The organism is Leisingera sp. UBA4491, from assembly GCF_002388965.1.
Taxonomy (GTDB): Bacteria; Pseudomonadota; Alphaproteobacteria; order Rhodobacterales; family Rhodobacteraceae; genus Leisingera; species Leisingera aquaemixtae.
The window spans coordinates 1-20,546 of sequence record NZ_DGNN01000007.1; the positions used below are offsets into that span (position 1 = coordinate 1).

Genomic DNA, 20,546 nt, shown 5'->3' on the forward strand with positions numbered 1-20,546 from the left:
TACGTCCGCATGGGCGACGTCGAAGCGGCGTTCTGATTGCCCTTTCGGGCAACGCCCACCCGCCCGCCCCGTTGCCCAAAAGGGCAATCAGGGCAGGGCGCGAGACAACCGGAGCTGCCTGCCCAGGCGGGCAGCCCGGCAGGAAATGCAAGGCAGAGCCGGGCAGGCGGGCAGCCCCCGGTCTCAGCGACGGAGAGAAGAAATGAACGCGGATTATGTGATTGTCGGCGCCGGCTCTGCGGGCTGTGCCATGGCCTACCGGCTCAGCGAGGCCGGCAAGAAGGTCTTGGTGATCGAACACGGCGGCACCGATGCCGGGCCGTTTATCCAGATGCCGGGCGCGCTCAGCTACCCGATGAACATGCCGCTCTATGACTGGGGCTACAAATCCCAGCCCGAACCGCATCTGGGCGGCCGCGAACTGGTCTGCCCGCGCGGCAAGGTGATCGGCGGCTCCTCCTCGATCAACGGCATGGTCTATGTGCGCGGCCATGCGGGCGACTACAACCACTGGGCCGAGTCCGGCGCTGCCGGCTGGTCCTATGCCGACGTGCTGCCCTACTTCAAACGCATGGAAACCTGGAACGACCGCGGCCACGGCGGCGACCCGGACTGGCGCGGCAAGGACGGCCCGCTGCATGTGACCCGCGGCCCCCGCGACAACCCGCTGCACGACGCCTTCGTCAAGGCAGGCGCGCAGGCAGGCTACCCGGTCACCTCCGACTATAACGGCGAACAGCAGGAAGGCTTTGGCCCGATGGAGATGACGGTCTACAAGGGCCGCCGCTGGTCCGCCGCCAACGCCTATCTGAAGCCCGCGCTGAAGCGCGATAACTGCGATCTGATCCGCGCCTTCGCCCGCAAGGTGGTGATCGAGGATGGCCGCGCCGTGGGCGTCGAGATCGAACGCGGCGGCAAGGTCGAGGTGATCCGCGCCAACGCCGAGGTGATCCTGGCGGCCTCCTCGCTGAATTCCCCTAAGATGCTGATGCTCTCCGGCATCGGCCCGGCCAAGCACCTGGCCGAGCACGGCATTGATGTGGTCGCCGACCGCCCCGGCGTCGGCCAGAACCTGCAGGACCATCTGGAATTCTACTTCCAGTTCGCCTGCAAGCAGCCGATCACCCTGTTCAAATACTGGAACCTCGTGGGCAAGGGCCTGGTCGGTGCGCAGTGGCTGTTCACCAAGACCGGCCTGGGCGCCTCCAACCAGTTCGAAAGCGCCGCCTTCATCCGGTCTGACAAGGGCGTGGATTACCCGGACATCCAGTACCACTTCCTGCCCATCGCGGTCCGCTACGATGGACAGGCGGCGGCAGAGGGGCATGGCTTCCAGGCCCATGTCGGCCCGATGCGCTCGCCCTCACGCGGGGAGGTCACGCTGGCTTCCGCCGATCCCAAGGACGCGCCGAACATCCTGTTCAACTACATGTCGACAGAACAGGACTGGATCGACTTCCGCAAATGCGTGCGCCTCACGCGTGAGATCTTCGCTCAGGACGCGATGAAGCCCTTCCTCAAGCATGAGATCCAGCCCGGCGAGCACCTGCAGACCGACGACGAGATCGACGGCTTCCTGCGCGAGCATGTGGAAAGCGCCTATCACCCCTGCGGCACCTGCAAGATGGGCGCGGCTGAGGATCCGATGGCCGTCGTCGACTCGGAATGCCGCGTCATCGGCGTCGACGGCCTGCGCGTTGCCGACAGCTCGATCTTCCCGCGGATCACCAACGGCAACCTCAACGGCCCCTCGATCATGACCGGCGAGAAGGCCTCCGACCACATCCTGGGCCGCCGCCTGCCGTCCTCCAACGCAGAGCCGTGGTTCAACCCGAACTGGCGCGAAGCGCAGCGCTGATCCTGCTGCCAAGCCAGCAAGCCGCCCGCCACCTCCCCTTTGTGCGGGCGGCTTACTTTCCGCAAAATTCTTTCTGAAAATCAGCGCGCCGCGCACATCTTTTGATCCGCGTCAAAGTGGCGGGGCAGGGCACGGCATAATCTGCAACCGACCCTAGGAAAAAGGAGCGAGCAGGTGTCCAATACTCCCCATGAACTGGCCGACGAATTCCCGGAAAAAGCGGCGCTGATGAGCCAGCTGAAACAGTCGGACGCGCATTTTGCCAAGCTGGCGGATGAATACCACGAGGTGAACCGCGCCGTGCACCGGGCGGAAACCAACGTGGAGCCGGTCAGCGCTCAGGCCGAAACCGAGATGCGCAAACAGCGCGCCGTGCTGAAGGATGAGATCTGGGGGATCCTGTCCAAAGCGTAAGGCAAAGACCGGTTTGTGACCGAAGGGGGGCATCGCTGATGCTCCCCATTTTTGCGCCCCGCCAAAGGCCCTGGCTGGCGGCGTGTCCCGCCGCGGCTGCCGCAGCCGGTCATTCTGCCTGAATAGACTGCGGGAACTTCACCAGCGCGGCCACACGTCCGAACGCAAGCGCCTGCGCATCGACGTCATGGGGAACCGACTTTGACTTTTCCATGCCCAAGGCAAAGTAACGGTTGCCCCAGACCGGCATCCCGCGGTCGCCGTGCGGGTTGACCATGTTCCGGCCATCGATGATCGCCTGAATGTCATCGGCCGGGAACTGGCCGCTGTAGCGCGCCGAAATGGCCGTAAGATCCGGCGGCTTGTTCACAAGCACCTGGGCCACGGGGCCGTCCCCCTTGCCGTTCGGGCCATGGCAGGATGCACATTGCGCCATGTATTCCGTGTGGCCCAAGGCCACCTGTGCGGCTTCATCAAACGCACTGCCCTGACCTGCGAATGCAATCAGCGAAACACATGCGTAAACGGCCGCGGGCAGCTTGCGCCCGATTTTCTTGGCAATAGTCATGTCATCCTCCCAAACCAGAAATACCCGTACCAAACAAAAGCGTGAGACACCCAGGCGCGGCTTTTCCCCATCCCGCAGGGAACGCCGGAACTGCTGCGGCCGCGTATGGCCGTGCCTGACAGATGCAGTGTTCCATCGCAAAAATTCTGCTGCAATAACGCAGATCAATCCCGCGCGCCGTGACGCGCTCGAAGCCGTGGATCAGCCAGCGGCGGCGTCCCGCAAAAAGGCCTCTCCCGCGGCCAGCCCGGCGTCCCAGGTCGCCTGGATTTTCGCCGGATCGGTAAAGTCGATCTTGTCGGCGGGCACTTCTTCCTCAGGCGCCACATACAGCCGTCCCGCCACCTCCGGCAGGCGCTTGTAGCGGCGGGTCAGCAGCACCAGCGTGCGCCCCTCGTTGGGCTCCGGCATCGGCGCCTGATCGGCCATGCCGCCGTCGATCACCGCCCGCCCGTTCCAGCGCGGCGGCGCGAACACCGGCGGGATGGTGGCGGCAAACCGCACCAGATCGGCCAGCCTGCCGTCGCGCGCCGCGGCGTTTGCGTCCACCAGGCTGGAGGTGACACCCAGCCGCTCCGCCCAGTTGAAATGCGGCGAGCCGACCAGGTGCAGCTCCGCCTCATAGGCCAGCGTGGCCAGGCTGCCCGTCAGCCGCGCCCAGCGGTGCGATGGCGGATGGCCCAGCAGGATCTGCGCCTGCGGCCCGGCGGCCACCCGCGCCATCGCATCGCCGTCCAGCGCCCGGGTAACCACCTCCCCATAGACCCGCTGGTGCGGGGTCAGCCCGCCGTCGCCGGGCTGGTGCCAGCTGATGTTGCTGCTGGTCTTCCGGAAGGCGTCCTTCATCTCTGCCAGCACGCGCTCCCCGCGGCCCGACAGGAACCCGGCCAGCGTCAGCGCGCCGCCGGACACCCCGGTCACCCGCACGGGTCTCAGCGGCAGCGCATCCTGCACCACGTGCAGAAAGCCGCCCTGCCAGAAACAGCGGCATCCGCCGCCGGACAGGACCAGTTGTTCAAATGCCGCCATGGTCCCTAACCTAAAGCGCGCGGCGGCTGCAGGCCAGCCGCGGCGTCAGCTGACCTCATAGGGCAGCACGCCGCGCTGATCGGTGTTGATGGTCAGCCGCCGCTCCAGCGGCGGGACAGAGCGCTGGTGGCAGTCCTTGCGCTCGCAAATGCGGCAGGAGATGCCGATCGGCTCATAGGCGCTGTCCTGACTCACATCCAGCCCGTCCGCATAGACCAGCGCATCCGCGTGGCGCACCTCGCACCCCAGCGCAATCGCATAGCGCCTGACCGGCGCCCCGAAGGAGCCGCCGGGTTTCGACACATCCCGCGCCAGCGAGATATAGCGCACCCCGTCCGGCGTCTCCGCCAGCTGGCGCAGGAACCGGCCCGGGGTCTCAAACGCCCGGTGCACGTTCCACAAGGGGCAGGCGCCGCCGAACCGGGCAAACTGCAGCCGCGTGGCCGAATGCCGCTTGGTGATGGTGCCCGCCTGATCGACCCGCACGAAGAAGAACGGCACCCCCTTGGCGCCGGGCCGCTGCATGGTCGACAGCCGGTGCGCAATCTGCTCGATCGAGGCGCCGAACCGGATCGCCAGCACCTCCAGGTCATGGCGGCAGGCCTGCGCGGCCTCCAGAAACCGGCCATAGGGCATCAGCGCCGCGCCCGCGAAATAGTTGGCGAGGCCGATCTTAGCGATGGAGCGGGCCTCCTCGCTCTGGAACTTTGCAAAGTCCAGCGTGGCCTCCAGCAAAGTGTTCTGCCTGAGCAGCGCCACCTGCAGCAGCATCTGGAACAGCTGCGTCTGCGGCGCGGAGCGGTTGGAGAGATGCAACACCTGCGCCCCGGCATCATAATGCCGCAGCCCCTCCATTTCGGTCTGGCGCACGGTGATGCCGCCGCGCTCCAGCTCGGCAATGGCGGCGGCGCGGATGTCGCTGGTGGCGGCAAACCGTTCTGCCGCGTGATCCACCGCGTCGATGTAATTGTCGCAGTAGTGGAAGAAATCGCGCACCTCTTCCCAGGGGCTGGCCTGAATGCGCGCATCCTCCCGCCCCAGCGCCTCATCCAGGGAGGCCAGGCGTTCATGCGTCTGCCGGTAGGCCCGGTGCAGCGCCAGAAAGGCCCGCGCCAGTGCCGGCGCGTTCGAGGCCGTCAGCCGCAGGTCGGCCAGGGGGGGCGCATCATCGGCAAACACCGGATCCGCCATCGCCTCGCGCATGTCGCTGACCAGCCGCTCGCTGTCGCCCGCGCTCAGCTCGGTGACGTCCATGCCGAACTCCTGCGCCAGCGCCAGCACCACCGTGGTGGACACCGGGCGGTTGTTGTTCTCCATCTGGTTCAGATAGGGCAGGGAGACGCCCAGCTTGGCGGCGAAATCCTTCTGCGTCAGCTCCAGCCGCTGCCGCATCTCGCGCAGCTTGGCGCCGGCGTAAAGTTTCTGGGTGGCCATGGGGCGCGCCTTTGCAAATCGAACTCCTGCGAACAGTATAATTGCAAAGGGGCGCCTGCAAGGCCGCGGCGGCGCTTAAGCGCGGATCTGCCGCTCCCGCCAGACCACCAGCAGGATCGCAATCAGTCCGCTGGCGGCAGTGGCAAACATGATCACCAGCAGCGGCACTGCCGTCGACCCGGGCACCAGCAGCATGCCCGCAAAGGCGCTGAGCGCCGCACCGGCGCCGATCATGATCGCGCCGCTAAGGCCTGACGCCGTGCCCGCCAGATGCGGCCGGACGGAAATCGCGCCGGCGGTGGCATTCGGGATCGCCATGCCGTTGCCCAGGCCGACAAAGCACATGAGGCCAAAGAAGGTGAACACGCTGTCCGCGCCCGCCATCGCAATCAGCAGCGACAGCAGCACCCCGCCGCCGTTGATCACGCAGCCCCACAGCACCATGCGGTTGACCCCCAGCCGCATGGAGTAGCGGCCGGAGATGAAGTTGCCGGCAAAATACCCCACCGCAGGCGCAGAGAAGTAAACGCCCAGTTCCGCCGTGCTCAGCCCGTAGACCTCGGTGCCGACAAATGGCGCGCCGCCCAGGTAGGCAAAGAACGCCCCCGAAGCGAGACCCGAGGACAGCGAATAGCCCCAGAACCGCGGCGAGCGCAGCAGCTCGGGATACTCGCGGAACTGCGCCACCAGCGTCTTGCCGCTCTTGTGCGCGGTCTCGCCGAAATCGGTGAAGGTGATCACCAGCGTCGCCGCGCCGACCAGGAACAGCATCCAGAAATTGGCCTTCCACCCCATCCACTGATCCAGAAACCCGCCGATCGCCGGGCCGATCATCGGCACGATTGCCATGCCCATGGTGACATAGCCGATCATGCTGGCGGCCTCGTTGGTGTCATAAAGATCGCGCACCGCGGCGCGGCTCAGCACCATGGTGGCCGCAACCGCCGTCTGCGCCACCCGGAACATCAGGAACACCTCTGCCGTCGGCGCATAGATGCAGCCCAGCGTCGCCAGGAGGAACAGCACGATGCTGGTCAGGATCACCGGCCGCCGCCCCATCTGGTCGGAAATCGGCCCGACAAAGATCTGCACCACCGCATTGCCCGCCAGATACAGCGCCACCGACAGCTGCATCACCCGGTAGTCAACCGCGTAATACTCCGACATGCCCGCCAGCGACGGCAGGTGCAGGTTCATGCCAAGCGCCGAGAGGCCTGCCAGCAGGATCAGGGTGAAGATGCGCGGAGGCGTCCGCTGGCCGGCGGCCCGGGTATCATATGTGGACATACCATCCGGTTAGAGCAGTCGGCCGGCGTTGTCCATCAATCCTCTGCGCAGCGGCGCACAGAGGTGCCGCAGCGTCAAAAGTTCCTTGCAAGAATTTCTCGGCGTCACCTATGGTTGCTCAGGCAGCGCGTATTTCCGCGCATTTCCCCAGGGCCGCCCGTTTGTTGTGTTGAGGTGATACATGGCCACTACCCCGGATCCGCTTGCCAACAACCCGGCCATCCGCGAATGGGCCGAACGGTTTTATGCCGTCAAGGCCTGGACCATGCCGGATATGCCGGATCCCGGGGATGAGGATCTCGACCTGCGGCGCAAGGCGGCGCTGGCGGAACTGGCCAAGATCACCATTCCTGCCGCGCTCAGCTCCGGCGCCCGGCGCAGCCTGGCGGGCGGGCGCAAGGCGCTGAAAAAGGAAATCCTCAGCGCCGGCGGCGCGGATGCTTTTGATCAGATCGACAGCGATATCCAAAAGCTGTCCGGCCAGATCGCCGCGCAGACCGCCACCGCAGCGGCCAGGGACAAGGCCCTAGCCGCCCTTGCCGCGGCTGAGGCCAAGTGCGCGTCGGTGCGCGACAGTCTCGATCAGGGCGCTTTCACCTATCTGGAAGGGCTGATCAAAGCCGCGCACAAGGCCATGGCCGCCGCGGTCACGGCCACTGATTTCGAGACGGTGGAGGCTTCGGCCAAGGATATCACCGCCAAGGCGGAGGCCGCCAATACCTACGGCCTGTTCTTCGACACCTGGACCCGCGGCACGCTGGCGCTGATTGCCGCGCTCAGCGGCGGCGCCAAGGACACCGCGGAGGCTGACCGCAGCGCCCGGTTGAAAACCGCCGCAGGCCATTCCAAGACGGGGGATTTCGGCGCGGCCAAAACGGCGCTGGAGGGCTGGAAAACCAACCTCGGCGACGAGGGCGATCTGGCCAAGGCGCTCAGCTTTGACGCGCTGCTGGCGGACTACATGGCAAACACCCACGACCGCTGCGACTTCATCCTGTCCAGCATGGTGCCGGACGCCAAGGATTACCGCAACCACCTGAAAAACGCCAAGAAGAAGGCCTATAAGGAACAGAAGTTCGCCGAAGCCGAGGCGCTGCTGCAGGAGCTGATCGCCTACAGCTCCCCGGACCGCAGCGCGCTGGCCCGCTACATGCGCACCTTCGACGCGTCGCTGAGGGCCGACAAGGGCTTCCGCGATGCCTTGGCCGCAGCCGATGCCAAGCAGAAGTTCAAGGGCACCAACGATCCTGCCGGGGCAATGGCGGATTTGAAGGTCTGGGAAAAGGCGAACCGCGTGCTGATGCGCCAGAGCCGCTCCAAGCAGATCGTCAAGGCGCTGGAGAAGAAATACGAGGCGCTCAAGAAGGTTCTGGCGGAGCCTGAACTGTCCGACCTCACCGCCACCTGGGACGCGCATAAGACGCTGGCAGATGCCGGGAATTTCGACAAGGACGCGGGCGCGCCGCAGTACCACGTCAAGCTCAACGCGCTGTTCCAGCTGCTGAAGGTCGTGGATGAGCGGCGCGAGATGGCGCAGATCCTGCAGCGCTATCCGGCGGCTGCCGGGTATGATTTCCAGCAGCCGGTAAACACTGCCCTAGCCGCGCAGAAGTACCCCGAGGCGGTGGCCGCGGTGCCCGGCGCGCTGGCGCTGCTGCGTGCGATGCCGGCATATCTGGAGGCCAAGCAGGCTGCCGAAGATCTGCTGGCGATGCTGCCGGGCGACGCGGATGAGCTGACCGGCCCGCTGGATGCGGCGCTCAAGGCGGCAGAGGTGACGGCCCGCGGCGGCGATCCCGCCAAGGCCGCCAGCGATTTGCAGGCGGTGCTGGACGGCACCGATTACATGGACCTGGTGCTGGCGATGGCGGACTACCGCGCCAAGCTGGCCAGGGTCGAAAAAGAGCACAGCCGGACCAAGAAATACCTCGATCTGAAACCGGCCGAAGACAAGCTCGACGAGTCGCTGAAAACCGCCACGGACCGGGCGGACAGTGACAGGGAATACGGCGACGCCTTCCTGATGCTGGACGCCCACCAGAAACTGCTGGCGGAGGTCAAGCCGATGGCCACCGCCCGCTTCCAGGTGCAGGGCATCCTCAAGGCCCTTGAACGGGCCGGCACGGATGCCGGCAAGCTGACACCGTTCAAGGAGCGTGCCGCGGCGGCGGAGGATGAGGCGAAGAAACCCGATTTCGCGACGGCCAAGACCGCCTTTGACGGCATCCGCACCGACCTGCAGGCGCTTTGCAAGGAAGCCGCCGGGGACTGCGAGGCGAAGGACGGCGTGGACAGCAACGCAGGCCACTCGCTGGACCGCCACGGCCCCGGCGTCAGCGACGAGGACCTGATCCAGCGCCTCAAGACCGGCAAGCCGCCGAACGCAAAAACCGACGACGAGCGCTCCTACACCGGTGCGTCGTCCAAATTCCACAGCCCGCAGGACTGGCTGGCGGGCCGCGAATTGGCGGCTCAGGCGGCCAAGGCCAAGGGCGTCGAGATCGACGATACGGAAATGACGGTCTCCGGCGACCCGCTCGACTGGCCCGAGGAAAACTTCGACTGCACCGTCGAGCATGGCCGCCCGATCGACAAGGCCTATGTCGGCCACAAGAAGCATGTGCGCCTGGACGACAACGGCGAGCCGGTCCCCGATAAGACCTATGAAACCTTCGAGGAGATCGAGGGCCTGACCCGCGCCTATGTGAACTTCATCTGGGAGCCGGAGAAGCTGCCCGCCGAAACCACGGACCATCCCGCCCCCGGCACGGCCCATGCGGAGGTGAAGCCGCAGGACAACGCCGATTACGCCGCTAAATACCAGGAGCGGCACGGCGCCGCCCCGGCCAAGATCCCGGGCCGCTGGGTGATGATGCAGCAGTATCCGGTCGCCGACGGCTGGGACAATGAGACAAAGACCTACACCAACGCCAATCCGGGGAATATGATCCCATGAAAATCCGCAAGGAACTGATCGCAGGCTACACGCGGCTGCTGACCATGGGCCGGGCCGTCAACGCGCCCGATCCGATGGCTGACCTCTCCCAGTTCGACGCCGATATCCGCGCCATGCACAGGCGCGCCCACAAGGAGGGCAACCTGGACTGGCTGCGGCTGGCGCTGGATTCCCTGATCGCCAATCCGCGCGGCCGCATCGGTGAGTTTGCAGGCCAGCAGTACCCGTTCAGCGATCAGGAGCTTGAGGCGCTGTTCCGCCGCGCCTACGGGATGATCTGGCCCGGTCAGCCGCTGTCGGATCCCGGCGATGAGGCGGATCTGGAGTTTGTTGATATGAGCGCCGAAGACTGGGCCGCCGCCGCCGGCAGCGCCAGCTAGGAGGATACCATGCCAGACCAGGCTTTTGATTCCGATGCCGTCCTGAAACTGCTGAAGAAGTCCAAGGCCAGCGGCAACGAGCTGCCCTTCGCCTTCGGCCTGGCGGGCAAGCCGGAAAACTGCGGGCTGATGGTCGACCTGCGCAAGCCCGGCAAGGTGCTGCGCGGCGACATGAAGAAGATGCCGGGCATCAAGAAGACCTGTTTCGGCACCCTTCGGGTGGAGGAGAACGAGGTCTTCCTGATGCCGGAAAAGCCGCTGAAGGGCATCGTCAAGCAGCTGAAGAAGCGGTTCAAGGCCGAAGGCATGGTCAAGTTCAAGCCGGTGCTGGTCGGTCCTGACGGCAGCATCATCGACGAGGACAGCCTGCCGGATGACGACGCGGAAGCGCTGGAAACCAGCGCCCCGGCACAGGCGGATGGGGGCGCGGCAGCCGCGCTGAAACAGCGCGTCACCGCCGCCGCCGCGGCGGTCAAAGCGCTGGGCAATCCTGAGCTCGCGGCCAGGCTCGCCCCGGAACTCAAGGCTGGCGCCAAGCTGCTGGGGCAGGGCGATCACGACGGCTGCGCCGCCCGGCTCGACCGGCTGGAGGCGGCGCTGGCCAAGCTTCAGGCGCAGCCCGAACCGGCCCCGGCGCAGTCCGGACAGGCCGCCAAGCTCAGCAAGCTGCTGGCGGCGCAGGCAGCCCGGATCAAGACCCTGCCGCCGGAGCAGGCAGCACCGCTGGCGGAGCAGGCCCGCGCCATCGCCGCCAGTCTCAAATCCGGCGCCCTGCCGGACGCCGCAGCGGGCCTCAAGGCGCTGATCAAGGCGCTGGACGCCCCGGCAGAGGCTGAGGCGCCGCAGGCAGACGTGATGGAGATTTGGCAGGCTGCCAAGGAGGACGTCGACCGCGGCGTCTCCGAGCTGCAGGCGGCGCTGCGCTCCCAGAACCACCCGGTGCTGGCGCAGATCGCCGACGCCGGGCTGGCCGGGGTCACCGACGGCAACCAGACCGCCCTGATGAAGGCGCTGTTCGAGATGAAATCCGCCACCGGCGAGGCCCGCAAGGCCGCAGCGCAGGCGCTGCTGGCCCAGATCGCGGCCTATCTCAAGTTCCTCAGGAACGATCCGGTGATCACCATGGTCGAAGACAACCCCTTTGGCGTCTCCGTCCCGGTCAAGGCGCCGCTGACCAGCGCCCTGCGGCAGATGGCGGACATCGCCAAGGCCGCCTGACAGGGCGGCCCGGCTTCACGTGCCCGATCAGTTGATGACCGTGCCGCCAATGCCGACGGTAAGGTTTTCGAACAGCTTGCGTGACACGTTGTTTGCAAACCCGTCCAGCGTGCGGCGGTAATCTTCTGGCGCAGAGGGGGTGGTCATCGCGCCGATGAGGCCGCCGGCGCGCAATTCGTCGGTGAAGCCCTTGACTGTGACGGGGGCCACGAGAGTTTCGCCTTGGGTGGTTTTCAGGGTCACAATGCCTTCAATCTGGCTGCGGCCGCCGACCACGAACGACTGCCCGGGCGAGACCAGTGCCAGCTTTGTTGGCGTGACAGAAAGAACCGCATTGGTGCCGCCGTTCATGCCTCGGGCCCGGATCTGACGCGTTAGCGCGATGTCCAGCTGCTGATTGAACTGCGTTTCGGTCAACGGGTAGTCACGGCCGGTCCGCACGGAGCCGTCTTCCTTCAACGGCAGGGAGCCGGGGTTGATTTGCACATCGACGATATTGATGTTCGAGCTGACCGACGGGTCGACCAGTGCGGTGTGTTCTTCACAGGCTGCAAGCACAATAGCAGAAGCAAGCGCAAGAAAGCTGCGCCGGTTAAAGAAAGCCAAATTCAAAGCTCCTTGAGTGTTTTTGTTTTGCGGGACTTCGCTTAGAGGCGAGTCCCCGTGAAGTCACCAGATTTTTGCTCTGCCCTCGCGGAAAGCTGGGAAAATTTGCTGATTTTCAAATTTGCTAACCACGTATGCTAACGGTTTGCAAATTTGCGATAATGTCCTTTGGCTTGGCGCCTGCGCAATATATGGTCCCGGTGACATCTACAGGGGACATGTGCCATGAAAGACATCCTTTCCGAGCTGGAAGACCGCCGCGAAGACGCGCGGCTGGGCGGCGGCCAGCGCCGCATCGACGCACAGCATGGGCGCGGCAAGCTGACAGCCCGCGAACGGATCGAGCTGTTGCTGGACGAGGACAGCTTCGAAGAATTCGACATGTTCGTCAGCCACCGCTGCACCGATTTCGGCATGGAAGACAACAAGCCCGCAGGGGACGGCGTGGTCACCGGCTGGGGCACCATCAACGGCCGCCAGGTCTATGTCTTCTCCCAGGATTTCACCGTGCTGGGCGGCTCGGTCTCCGCGACCCACGCCCAGAAAATCTGCAAGATCATGGACATGGCGGTGCAGAACGGCGCGCCGGTGATCGGCATCAACGATTCCGGCGGCGCCCGCATCCAGGAAGGCGTCGATGCCCTGGCCGGCTACGCCGAAATCTTTCAGCGCAACATCATGGCCTCCGGCGTGATCCCGCAGATCTCCGTCATCATGGGGCCTTGCGCGGGCGGCGCGGTCTATTCGCCCGCGATGACCGACTTCATCTTCATGGTCAAGGACACCTCCTACATGTTCGTGACCGGCCCGGACGTGGTGAAAACCGTGACCAACGAGGTGGTGACGGCTGAGGAACTGGGCGGCGCCTCCACCCACACCCGGAAATCCTCCGTCGCTGACGGAGCGTTTGAAAACGATGTGGAAGCCCTGGCCGAAGTCCGCCGCCTGGTTGACTTCCTGCCGCTCAACAACCGCGAAAAACCGCCGGTGCGTCCGTTCTTCGACGAGCCTGGCCGCCTGGAGAGCAGCCTGGACACTCTGATCCCGGAAAACCCCAACAGCCCCTACGACATGAAGGAGCTGATCACCAAGGTCGCGGACGAGGGCGATTTCTACGAGATCCAAGAGGATTTCGCCAAGAACATCATCACCGGCTTCATCCGTCTCGAAGGCCAGACCGTCGGCGTCGTCGCCAACCAGCCGATGGTGCTGGCCGGCTGCCTCGACATCGACTCCAGCCGCAAGGCCGCCCGTTTCGTGCGCTTCTGCGACTGTTTCGAAATCCCGATCCTGACCTTCGTCGACGTGCCGGGCTTCCTGCCGGGCACCTCGCAGGAATACGGCGGCGTCATTAAGCACGGCGCCAAGCTGCTGTTCGCCTATGGCGAAGCCACCGTGCCGAAGGTCACCGTGATCACCCGCAAGGCCTATGGCGGCGCCTATGACGTGATGGCCTCCAAGCACCTGCGCGGCGACTTCAACTATGCCTGGCCGACCGCCGAGATCGCGGTGATGGGCGCCAAGGGCGCCACCGAGATCATCCACCGCGCCGATCTGAACGATCCCGAGAAGATCGCCCAGAAAACCGCGGAGTATGAAGACCGGTTCGCCAACCCCTTCGTGGCGGCTGAGCGCGGCTTCATCGACGAGGTGATCATGCCCCAGTCCACCCGCCGCCGGGTCAGCCGCGCCTTTGCCTCTCTGCGGGGCAAGCAGCTGAAGAACCCGTGGAAAAAGCACGACAACATTCCGCTGTGAGTTGGTAATGGCAGATCAGAGCGAAATTGAGGCTGTGACTTTCGGTTCTGGTCGTGTGCCGCTGGAATATCTTGATTTTTTTGAGGTTTCCAACGGACGCGATGCGCGTGAAGTCATGCTCGCCGTGTTCCGCTCTGATCTCGGCCGGGAGTTGAACTCCCGGGAACCATCGTCTCAGGAAGTTTCTTCCATACGCGCAACCGTCTCTCTCATGGTGCGGTTTGCCGCTTCTACGGATGCTGGCTTGCCAGATGACTACTTCGTGGAGCTGGTAAATGGACCTGAGGCGGACTACCGGACCATCCCGCCAAGCAGGCGCGTGGTCTTTGGTCTTGAAAACTTAAACTGGAAAACCGGCGACCTGATCCGGATCGAAGTGTCTGAATGACCCGCAGCCGTTGGCATATCATCCGCACGGACAGCAGCCTGACGCTGTCGCGCCGTCTGCCTGCGCAGTTTGATGTGGCGGCGGTGACGGTGCTGCCCGCGGGCGACCCGCTGCGGCTGGCGCATCAGATCCGCCAGGACATGTGGCGCAAGCTGCAATCTTTGCGCGGCTTTTCCCCGGTGGTGGAAATCACCGCCGAGGGGCAGGGGGTCAAGGTGCGGGCAGGCGGCCAGGTGATGGGCCGGGTGCCGTCCAATGCCGCCGGGCTTATCGCTGAGGTTCTGGAAAATGCGTCCAGCCGGGCCCGCTGGGTCCGCCATGCCGGCGGGCGGCAGGGTGCCGCGCTGCGTGATTCCCGGGCAGATGCGAAGGATTCGCACAGATTCGCGGCAAAAATTGACATGAAGGGCGAATCAGCGTCATGATCCGCTCCAGCCGATATCAGACAGCGCGCGCCACTAGCGCAGCGCCTGCAGCTCCGGCCGGAGGAGCCCGGGAAACCGGGGGCCGGGGCTGCGGATATCTGGCGGCCATCCCCTTTGCGCTCATTGCCCAGGCCGCGGCGGCCGCAGACGCCATTGCCGTGCCTTCGGGCCAGCTCGTGACCCTGGCAGAAGTGCTGCTGGACGAGGCGCCCGGCCAGCCGGGCCAGCCGCCGCAGCTCTGGGCGCGGTTCCGCTTCCTGGCGCCGCAGATCGCCCGCGGCACCGGCACCGTCAGCTATGACACCGCGGCCCCCGACATGGACCACCTGTGCGGCACCCTGGCGCTGCCCTATCTGGCCGAACACGGGATGACCGCTGCGCGGGTGGTGATATCGCTGTCCGACCGGGAGCTGCCCTTTGGCGCGCAGGACCCGGAAGCGACCCAGTTCTTCGAGGCCTACCGCCCCGACGGCGCGGCCTGCATGTGGGAGGCTTTCTGATGCGTCCACAACATCTTGCGGGGCAAAGCTTAGATCGGCAAAAACTTGCGGCATTGCAGCCACAGCGCTGCCATTTGCCGCGATTTGGATGTGACTTGGCTGCAAACCCGGCTATCCTCAGCACGGGCAGTTGTTTGACTGCCTTCGCATTGAGGTTGAGGCATGCGGCGGGCGCAGCCCCCGCAGGTTTCACGAATTTTATCAGGAGACAGAAATGTCCAAGAGCATCAAGCTTATCGCCCTGGCCGGCCTGCTGGCCGCTGTTACCGCCTGCGCCCAGCAGGAAGAAGAGTTCGTCGTGGTTGAGCCGCAGCCGGTCTCGCAAGAGCCGGAATTCACCGGCAAGTACAACTAATCCCTACAGGGGTCCGGCCCTGCGGCCGGCCCCCGCCGCCCCGTGGGGTGCCGGACCGGAGGCACCCAAATGCTGAAACACCGCGGGTTCCCGGGCCGTATGCCCGGCACTGATTTCCAATTCACCATCCGCCGCCCCAACCCCAAAGGGGTCACGCCGCTGATCCGGCGCGAGCGCTTCCGCGACCGCAAGCACGTCGACAGGCGTGTCGACCAGACGTTCATGCAGGCTCTGTGGGAGCATTTCGGCGACCAGCCGTTCGAGCGCGGCAACCTTGATGCAGGCCGCCTCAGCTGGCTGTTCGGCCGCGAGGTGGTTCCCGCCGAAGATCCGTTTGATCCCGAAAGCTATGAGGCGCTGCTGGTCATTGACGAGGCGGTCGCACGCGCCTCCTTCCCGGAGGCGTTCAACTGATGCAGGCGCCCCGCACGCATACCGCGCCCGCATCCCCGCAAGGCTGCTTGCGGGGCAGGGCTGTGCGCTGCGGGGCGGCCCGCCGGTCAGAAGTCCAGCTGCACCGCCAGCTGGATCCGGTCGCCGTCAAAACTGTTGCCGGAGATCGTGTCGTTGCGCTCGCCAAAGATGTACTCGGCGCTGAACGTCAGATTGTCGGCCGGGCTGTAGAACGCATTCACGTGGATGGTCTCCAACTCGGTGAACGACAGCGTGCCGGTCGAGGTCGGCAGATCGTAATCTTCACGCCCGTAAGCGATACCGACGTTCCACTGGTCGTTGATCTGCTGCCGGAACTCCAGCGTATAGCCGTCGACGTCATTGGCCTGGCCGCCGGAGATGGCATCGCCAAGCCCGATCAGCAGCGGGCCGATCGCTTCGCCGGTGACATATGTGGCCTGGAACAGGCCGCCATTCCACGGGGTGATCGCACCCGACAGGGTGACGCCGGTCTGGTCCGTCTCGACGCCGCCGCTTACGGCATTGCCGGTCAGGCCGGCAATCCGGGCGGTGACCACGTCATTGCTGTACTGCACCGCTGCGGTGAAGACCGGGTCGTCGGACGGCACCGCGCTTTCTTCGATCGACAGGCTGTAATCGAACCCGTTGCCGAAGCTGTTGCTGTAGCGCACCTGCGGCCTGCGGGCGAAGGCGATGCCGACCGGGCCGTTGAATTCCACCGAGGCCGGATACTGGCCGATGGGCATGAAATTGGTCCAGGTCTGGCCGATCAGCCAGTGGTCGCCGATCTGGATATTGGCATGGCGCACCCGCAGCTCCGGGCTGCTGGAAGAACCGCCGAACAGGTCCAGTTCAAGCTGGCCCTGAAGCAGGCCGACACCGGTTTGGGTGCTGGTACGGATCCCCAGACGCGTTTGACGGATGGTTGCGTCGAACCTGCCATCGGTGGCGTTCACCGGTTCACCGATGTTGTTCACGAATGCGCTGTCACCCTGGATGAAGTCGAAGTCGTAAAAGAAATCGGCCTTCACATAGCCGTAGATATCGACCGACGTGCCGCCAAGCCGGAAGTCGCCGGGGATGCTGCCGGCCTGCTGGTTCTCCGCTTCCAGCGCCTCGACCCGCGCGCGCAGGTCCAGCAGTTCGGACTGGGTGTCCGCCTGCGCCAGCCCGGCACCGCCGGCGAGGGCTGCAGCAGCCAGGGTCAATGGCCGGTTAAGTACTCTTTTCATAGGGTTATCCCTCCTCCTCATGTGATGTCCCGCAAGGCTCCCACGCCGTTCGTGCAACGGGAAATGACATCCGGGAGAGCCGCCGTTACCAGCCGCGCCGCAAAAAGTGACGCAGGCTCGCGCGCCAATGCCGGGCGTGTGAGGCCGCACGCCAACCCCGTGCCGGCACAGCGGATTTCCCTTGCCGCACCGGGCGGCTGCTCACGCGCTGTCCGGCTGCGGGGCTGCCCTGGCTCACGGCAGCGTCGCCTGCGTCACGGATATGTGACGGCGCTGATGCGCACCCGCGGCAACCGTCCGGCAACCGCCCGTAACGTCGGCGTGAACTTGCACACGGGTCTCGCGAAACAGCGGGAACTTGCCCAAATCCGCGGCGCTGGAAATCCGGGGCTTACAGCAGCCTTCGGGGCGTGCATCGTGAACCTGGCAGCGCAGCCACGCTGCCGTGCCGAGCATCTGTTCCGGCCCCTTCGCCTGAACGGGCAGGTACGCGACCCCATCCGCGGCCTGCCCGTCTTTTATCCCCTTCAGGCAGCGGCGGAAGCTTGCCGTTCTACCCCCCCGATGCGGCAAGCCTCCGCCCAACTGGAGGGCGGTGCATTTGCGCCGTTGCGCAACGCCTTGTTGCCTGCAAATTCCGGCGGGACAATCACGTCCCCGGAAGAAGGAACATGGACATGCGGGCAAAATCTCTTATCGCAGCGCTCTCGCTGTGCGGCCTGGCGGCGGCCTGTGGCGACACCACCGGCGAGCGCGTCGTCTACGGCGCCGGCGCGGGCGCGGCGGGCGCTGCGCTGCTCGACGCCAACCTGGTCACCGGCGCCGCTGTCGGCGTTGCCGCAAACCTCGTCTACTGCGAACAGAACCCCCGCAAATGCTGAGGCTGCTGCCGCAGCTCTGAACAGCCGCCCCGCCGGGGCCGGCCATCCTGTCGCGCTGACGCCGTGCCTGGGCTTGCCCCGGGCGCGGCGTTTTGCATTCCGGAATACCAAGAAACAAGGGACTGCCTATGTTTGATAAGATCCTGATCGCCAACCGGGGCGAGATCGCCTGCCGCGTGATCAAAACCGCGCGGAAAATGGGCATCAAGACCGTTGCCATCTACTCCGACGCCGACAAGCAGGCCCTGCATGTGCAGATGGCCGACGAGGCTGTCCACATCGGCCCGCCGCCGGCCAACCAGTCCTATATCGTCATCGACAAGGTGATGGAGGCGATCCGCAAGACCGGCGCCCAGGCGGTGCATCCGGGCTACGGCTTCCTGTCCGAGAACTCCAAATTCGCCGAGGCCCTGGCCGCCGAAGGCGTCGCCTTTGTCGGCCCGCCGGTGAATGCGATTGAAAGCATGGGCGACAAGATCACCTCCAAGAAAATCGCCCAGGAGGCCGGCGTCTCCACCGTGCCCGGCTACATGGGCCTGATTGCCGATGCCGACGAGGCGGTGAAGATTTCGAATGAGATCGGCTACCCGGTGATGATCAAGGCCTCCGCCGGCGGCGGCGGCAAGGGGATGCGGATCGCCTGGAACGACGAAGAGGCCCGCGAAGGCTTCCAGTCCTCCAAGAACGAGGCCGCGAACTCCTTTGGCGACGACCGGATCTTCATCGAGAAGTTCGTGACCCAGCCGCGCCATATCGAAATCCAGGTGCTCTGCGACACGCACGGTAACGGCATCTACCTGGGCGAGCGCGAATGCTCGATCCAGCGCCGCAACCAGAAGGTCGTCGAAGAAGCGCCGTCGCCGTTCCTGGACGAAGAAACCCGCAAGGCGATGGGCGAACAGGCCGTCGCCCTGGCCAAGGCGGTGGGCTATGCCTCTGCCGGCACCGTGGAATTCATCGTCGATGGCGACAAGAACTTCTACTTCCTGGAAATGAACACCCGCCTGCAGGTGGAACACCCGGTCACGGAGCTGATCACCGGCGTCGACCTGGTGGAACAGATGATCCGCGTCGCCGCCGGCGGGGAACTGCCGCTGCGCCAGGAAGATGTTAAGCTCACCGGCTGGGCGATTGAAAACCGCCTCTATGCCGAAGATCCCTACCGCGGCTTCCTGCCCTCCATCGGCCGTCTGACCCGCTACCGCCCGCCGCAGGAAACCGCTGCCGGGCCGATGCTGGAAAACGGCAAGTGGCAGGGCGATGCGCCAGCGGGCGAGACCGCCGTGCGCAACGACACCGGCGTCTATGAGGGCGGCGAGATCTCGATGTACTACGACCCGATGATCGCCAAGCTCTGCACCTGGGCGCCGACCCGCGAAGAGGCGATCGACGCGATGCGGATCGCGCTGGACAGCTTCGAGGTGGAGGGCATCGGCCACAACCTGCCGTTCCTGTCGGCGGTGATGGACCACCCGAAATTCATCTCCGGCGACATGACCACCGCCTTCATCGCCGAGGAATACCCGGAAGGCTTCGAGGGCGTGGAACTGCACAGCGACGACCTGCGCAAGATCGCTGCCGCCTGCGCCGCGATGCACCGGGTTGCCGAAATCCGCCGCACCCGCGTTTCCGGCCGGATGGACAACCACGAGCGCAAGGTCGGCACCGACTGGGTGGTCAGCCTGCAGGGCCAGTCCTTTGACGTGGTGATCGACGCCGACCGCGAAGGCGCCACGGTGAACTTCCAGGGCGGCGGCAGCTACCGTGTCACCTCCGACTGGACCCCGGGCGACCAGCTGGCCACCGTGAAAGTCAACGGCGAGACCCTGGTGCTGAAGACCGGCAAGGCGACCCAGGGCTTCCGCATCCGCTCCCGCGGCGCCGACTTGGCCGTAAAGGTGCGCACCCCGCGCCAGGCCGAGCTGGCCGCGCTGATGCCGGAAAAGGTCGCGCCCGACACCTCCAAACTGCTGCTTTGCCCGATGCCCGGCCTCATTGTGAAGGTCGATGTCGAAGTGGGGCAGGAGGTCCAGGAGGGCCAGAACTTGTGCACCGTCGAAGCCATGAAGATGGAAAACATCCTGCGCGCCGAGCGCAAGGGTGTGGTGTCCAAGATCAACGCCGCGCCGGGCGACAGCCTGGCGGTCGACGATGTGATCATGGAATTCGAATAATGCATCTCGGGGCAGGCACATATGCAGCCGGGCAGGCGGGTTATCCCGCCCCTGCTGCCGTGCCTGCCCCGGCGCAGGGTGCGCCATGCACCGAATCTTCAGAAAATTCTGCGACACTGCGGCGGTTTGACGACCTCAAGGTGCCGCATGACCCGTCTCCTGACCTGCCTGTTGACCGCTCTGGCGTTTCTGCCGGCCTGTGCCTTGGACAAGGAGGCGGCCCTGCGCGCCCAGCTGTCCGCCTGGGTGGAGCTGGGGGAGACGTTTTTCTTCCAAAGCTCGATGAGCTGCACTGCAGCGGTGTTCCACACCGCGGAGAACCCGCGCATCACCTCGCTGGTGAAACGCGCCCGCTCGCTCAACACCGGCATGACGATGCTGGAGAGCGGCGAGCCGGTGATGTTTGCCGTGGCCGGCAAATCCCCCAACGCGGTAACAGAGGACATCATGTCCCGCGACCTGCCGCAGGGGCTGGAGGTGCTGAACTCCGGGCTGGCGGGGCTCAGCTGCATGACCGATCTGGTCAAATCGGTGTATTATCAGGCGATCCGCAATCCGTCCTCCACCCTGGTCTTCGTGCCGGAAACCGGCGCCATGGTGGTCTTGGACAAACAGGCAATGGCGCTGATCTACGTCCGCGGCAACGGCTGAGCGGACGTGCGGGGCGGG

20 protein-coding genes are annotated in these 20,546 nt (G+C 65.2%); 14 read left to right on the forward strand and 6 right to left on the reverse strand.

All coding sequences use genetic code 11. The features are described 5' to 3' along the window. The first annotated feature begins 202 nt into the window (after positions 1-202). Together betA and B2P87_RS02240 are read left to right on the forward strand one after the other, a co-directional pair. A complete protein-coding gene (gene betA, locus B2P87_RS02235) occupies positions 203-1,858 on the forward strand; it encodes a choline dehydrogenase (RefSeq protein WP_141890717.1) in 1,656 nt (551 codons plus the stop codon). A 174-nt stretch (positions 1,859-2,032) separates the two neighbouring features. After that, a complete protein-coding gene (locus tag B2P87_RS02240) occupies positions 2,033-2,272 on the forward strand; it encodes a YdcH family protein (protein ID WP_058285798.1) in 240 nt (79 codons plus the stop codon). A gap of 109 nt (positions 2,273-2,381) precedes the next feature. Here the strand turns inward: B2P87_RS02240 and B2P87_RS02245 are convergent, their stop codons facing one another. From B2P87_RS02245 to B2P87_RS02260, 4 genes are all read right to left on the reverse strand, one after another. Further along, the gene (locus tag B2P87_RS02245) at positions 2,382-2,840 is read right to left on the reverse strand and encodes a c-type cytochrome (protein WP_141890716.1); all 459 of its coding nucleotides are present in this window, start codon (positions 2,838-2,840) and stop codon (positions 2,382-2,384) included. Between the two features lie 201 nt (positions 2,841-3,041). Continuing rightward, positions 3,042-3,869, reverse strand: coding sequence for a patatin-like phospholipase family protein (locus tag B2P87_RS02250; RefSeq protein ID WP_141890715.1), 828 nt, complete (start codon positions 3,867-3,869; stop codon positions 3,042-3,044). A 45-nt stretch (positions 3,870-3,914) separates the two neighbouring features. Next, on the reverse strand, positions 3,915-5,303 hold the full coding sequence (locus B2P87_RS02255) for a helix-turn-helix domain-containing protein (protein ID WP_141890714.1): 1,389 nt from the start codon (positions 5,301-5,303) through the stop codon (positions 3,915-3,917). A 75-nt stretch (positions 5,304-5,378) separates the two neighbouring features. Then, positions 5,379-6,590 carry a multidrug effflux MFS transporter gene (locus B2P87_RS02260; protein WP_141890713.1) on the reverse strand — a complete coding sequence of 404 codons (1,212 nt, stop codon included), beginning with the start codon at positions 6,588-6,590 and terminating at the stop codon, positions 5,379-5,381. A gap of 181 nt (positions 6,591-6,771) precedes the next feature. Between B2P87_RS02260 and B2P87_RS02265 the strand changes: the two genes are divergently transcribed. The 3 genes from B2P87_RS02265 to B2P87_RS02275 are packed head-to-tail and all read left to right on the forward strand — an operon-like array spanning position 6,772 to position 11,144. Beyond that, entirely contained in the window at positions 6,772-9,546 is a 2,775-nt protein-coding gene (locus B2P87_RS02265) for a hypothetical protein (RefSeq protein ID WP_141890712.1), read from the forward strand. Then, positions 9,543-9,926 (forward strand): hypothetical protein, encoded by a 384-nt coding sequence (locus tag B2P87_RS02270; protein ID WP_058285792.1) that lies wholly within the window; start codon positions 9,543-9,545, stop codon positions 9,924-9,926. The genes B2P87_RS02265 and B2P87_RS02270 overlap by 4 nt, the downstream gene beginning before the upstream one ends. A gap of 9 nt (positions 9,927-9,935) precedes the next feature. Further along, the gene (locus tag B2P87_RS02275) at positions 9,936-11,144 is read left to right on the forward strand and encodes a hypothetical protein (protein ID WP_141890711.1); all 1,209 of its coding nucleotides are present in this window, start codon (positions 9,936-9,938) and stop codon (positions 11,142-11,144) included. 27 nt (positions 11,145-11,171) lie between these two features. On the opposite strand, the gene B2P87_RS02280 is transcribed toward B2P87_RS02275, so the two are convergent. Continuing rightward, complete coding sequence (locus B2P87_RS02280; RefSeq protein WP_141890710.1) at positions 11,172-11,750, reverse strand: hypothetical protein; 579 nt, start codon at positions 11,748-11,750, stop codon at positions 11,172-11,174. Between the two features lie 225 nt (positions 11,751-11,975). Between B2P87_RS02280 and B2P87_RS02285 the strand changes: the two genes are divergently transcribed. The 6 genes from B2P87_RS02285 (at position 11,976) to B2P87_RS02310 (ending at position 15,590) form a co-directional block, all read left to right on the forward strand. Further along, complete coding sequence (locus tag B2P87_RS02285; protein WP_058285790.1) at positions 11,976-13,508, forward strand: acyl-CoA carboxylase subunit beta; 1,533 nt, start codon at positions 11,976-11,978, stop codon at positions 13,506-13,508. A gap of 7 nt (positions 13,509-13,515) precedes the next feature. Continuing rightward, positions 13,516-13,896, forward strand: a complete 381-nt coding sequence (locus B2P87_RS02290) for a hypothetical protein (protein ID WP_141890709.1) — start codon at positions 13,516-13,518, stop codon at positions 13,894-13,896. Then, positions 13,893-14,321, forward strand: a complete 429-nt coding sequence (locus tag B2P87_RS02295; protein WP_141890708.1) for a hypothetical protein — start codon at positions 13,893-13,895, stop codon at positions 14,319-14,321. The genes B2P87_RS02290 and B2P87_RS02295 overlap by 4 nt, the downstream gene beginning before the upstream one ends. Positions 14,322-14,443: 122 nt before the next feature. After that, positions 14,444-14,821, forward strand: coding sequence for a DUF6497 family protein (locus B2P87_RS02300; protein WP_349678058.1), 378 nt, complete (start codon positions 14,444-14,446; stop codon positions 14,819-14,821). A 214-nt stretch (positions 14,822-15,035) separates the two neighbouring features. Then, positions 15,036-15,176 (forward strand): hypothetical protein, encoded by a 141-nt coding sequence (locus B2P87_RS02305; protein WP_008556504.1) that lies wholly within the window; start codon positions 15,036-15,038, stop codon positions 15,174-15,176. Positions 15,177-15,245: 69 nt separating this feature from the next. Then, positions 15,246-15,590 (forward strand): hypothetical protein, encoded by a 345-nt coding sequence (locus B2P87_RS02310; RefSeq protein ID WP_141890706.1) that lies wholly within the window; start codon positions 15,246-15,248, stop codon positions 15,588-15,590. 86 nt (positions 15,591-15,676) lie between these two features. On the opposite strand, the gene B2P87_RS02315 is transcribed toward B2P87_RS02310, so the two are convergent. Continuing rightward, entirely contained in the window at positions 15,677-16,822 is a 1,146-nt protein-coding gene (locus B2P87_RS02315) for a DcaP family trimeric outer membrane transporter (RefSeq protein ID WP_141890705.1), read from the reverse strand. 677 nt (positions 16,823-17,499) lie between these two features. Here B2P87_RS02315 and B2P87_RS02320 point away from each other — a divergent pair. The 3 genes from B2P87_RS02320 to B2P87_RS02330 all read left to right on the forward strand — a co-directional run bounded on the left by B2P87_RS02320 (position 17,500) and on the right by B2P87_RS02330 (position 20,528). Beyond that, positions 17,500-17,703, forward strand: a complete 204-nt coding sequence (locus B2P87_RS02320) for a hypothetical protein (protein ID WP_008555836.1) — start codon at positions 17,500-17,502, stop codon at positions 17,701-17,703. Positions 17,704-17,831: 128 nt separating this feature from the next. After that, on the forward strand, positions 17,832-19,877 hold the full coding sequence (locus B2P87_RS02325) for an acetyl-CoA carboxylase biotin carboxylase subunit (protein WP_141890704.1): 2,046 nt from the start codon (positions 17,832-17,834) through the stop codon (positions 19,875-19,877). Between the two features lie 147 nt (positions 19,878-20,024). Then, complete coding sequence (locus B2P87_RS02330; RefSeq protein WP_141890703.1) at positions 20,025-20,528, forward strand: hypothetical protein; 504 nt, start codon at positions 20,025-20,027, stop codon at positions 20,526-20,528. The last annotated feature ends 18 nt before the right edge of the window (positions 20,529-20,546 follow it).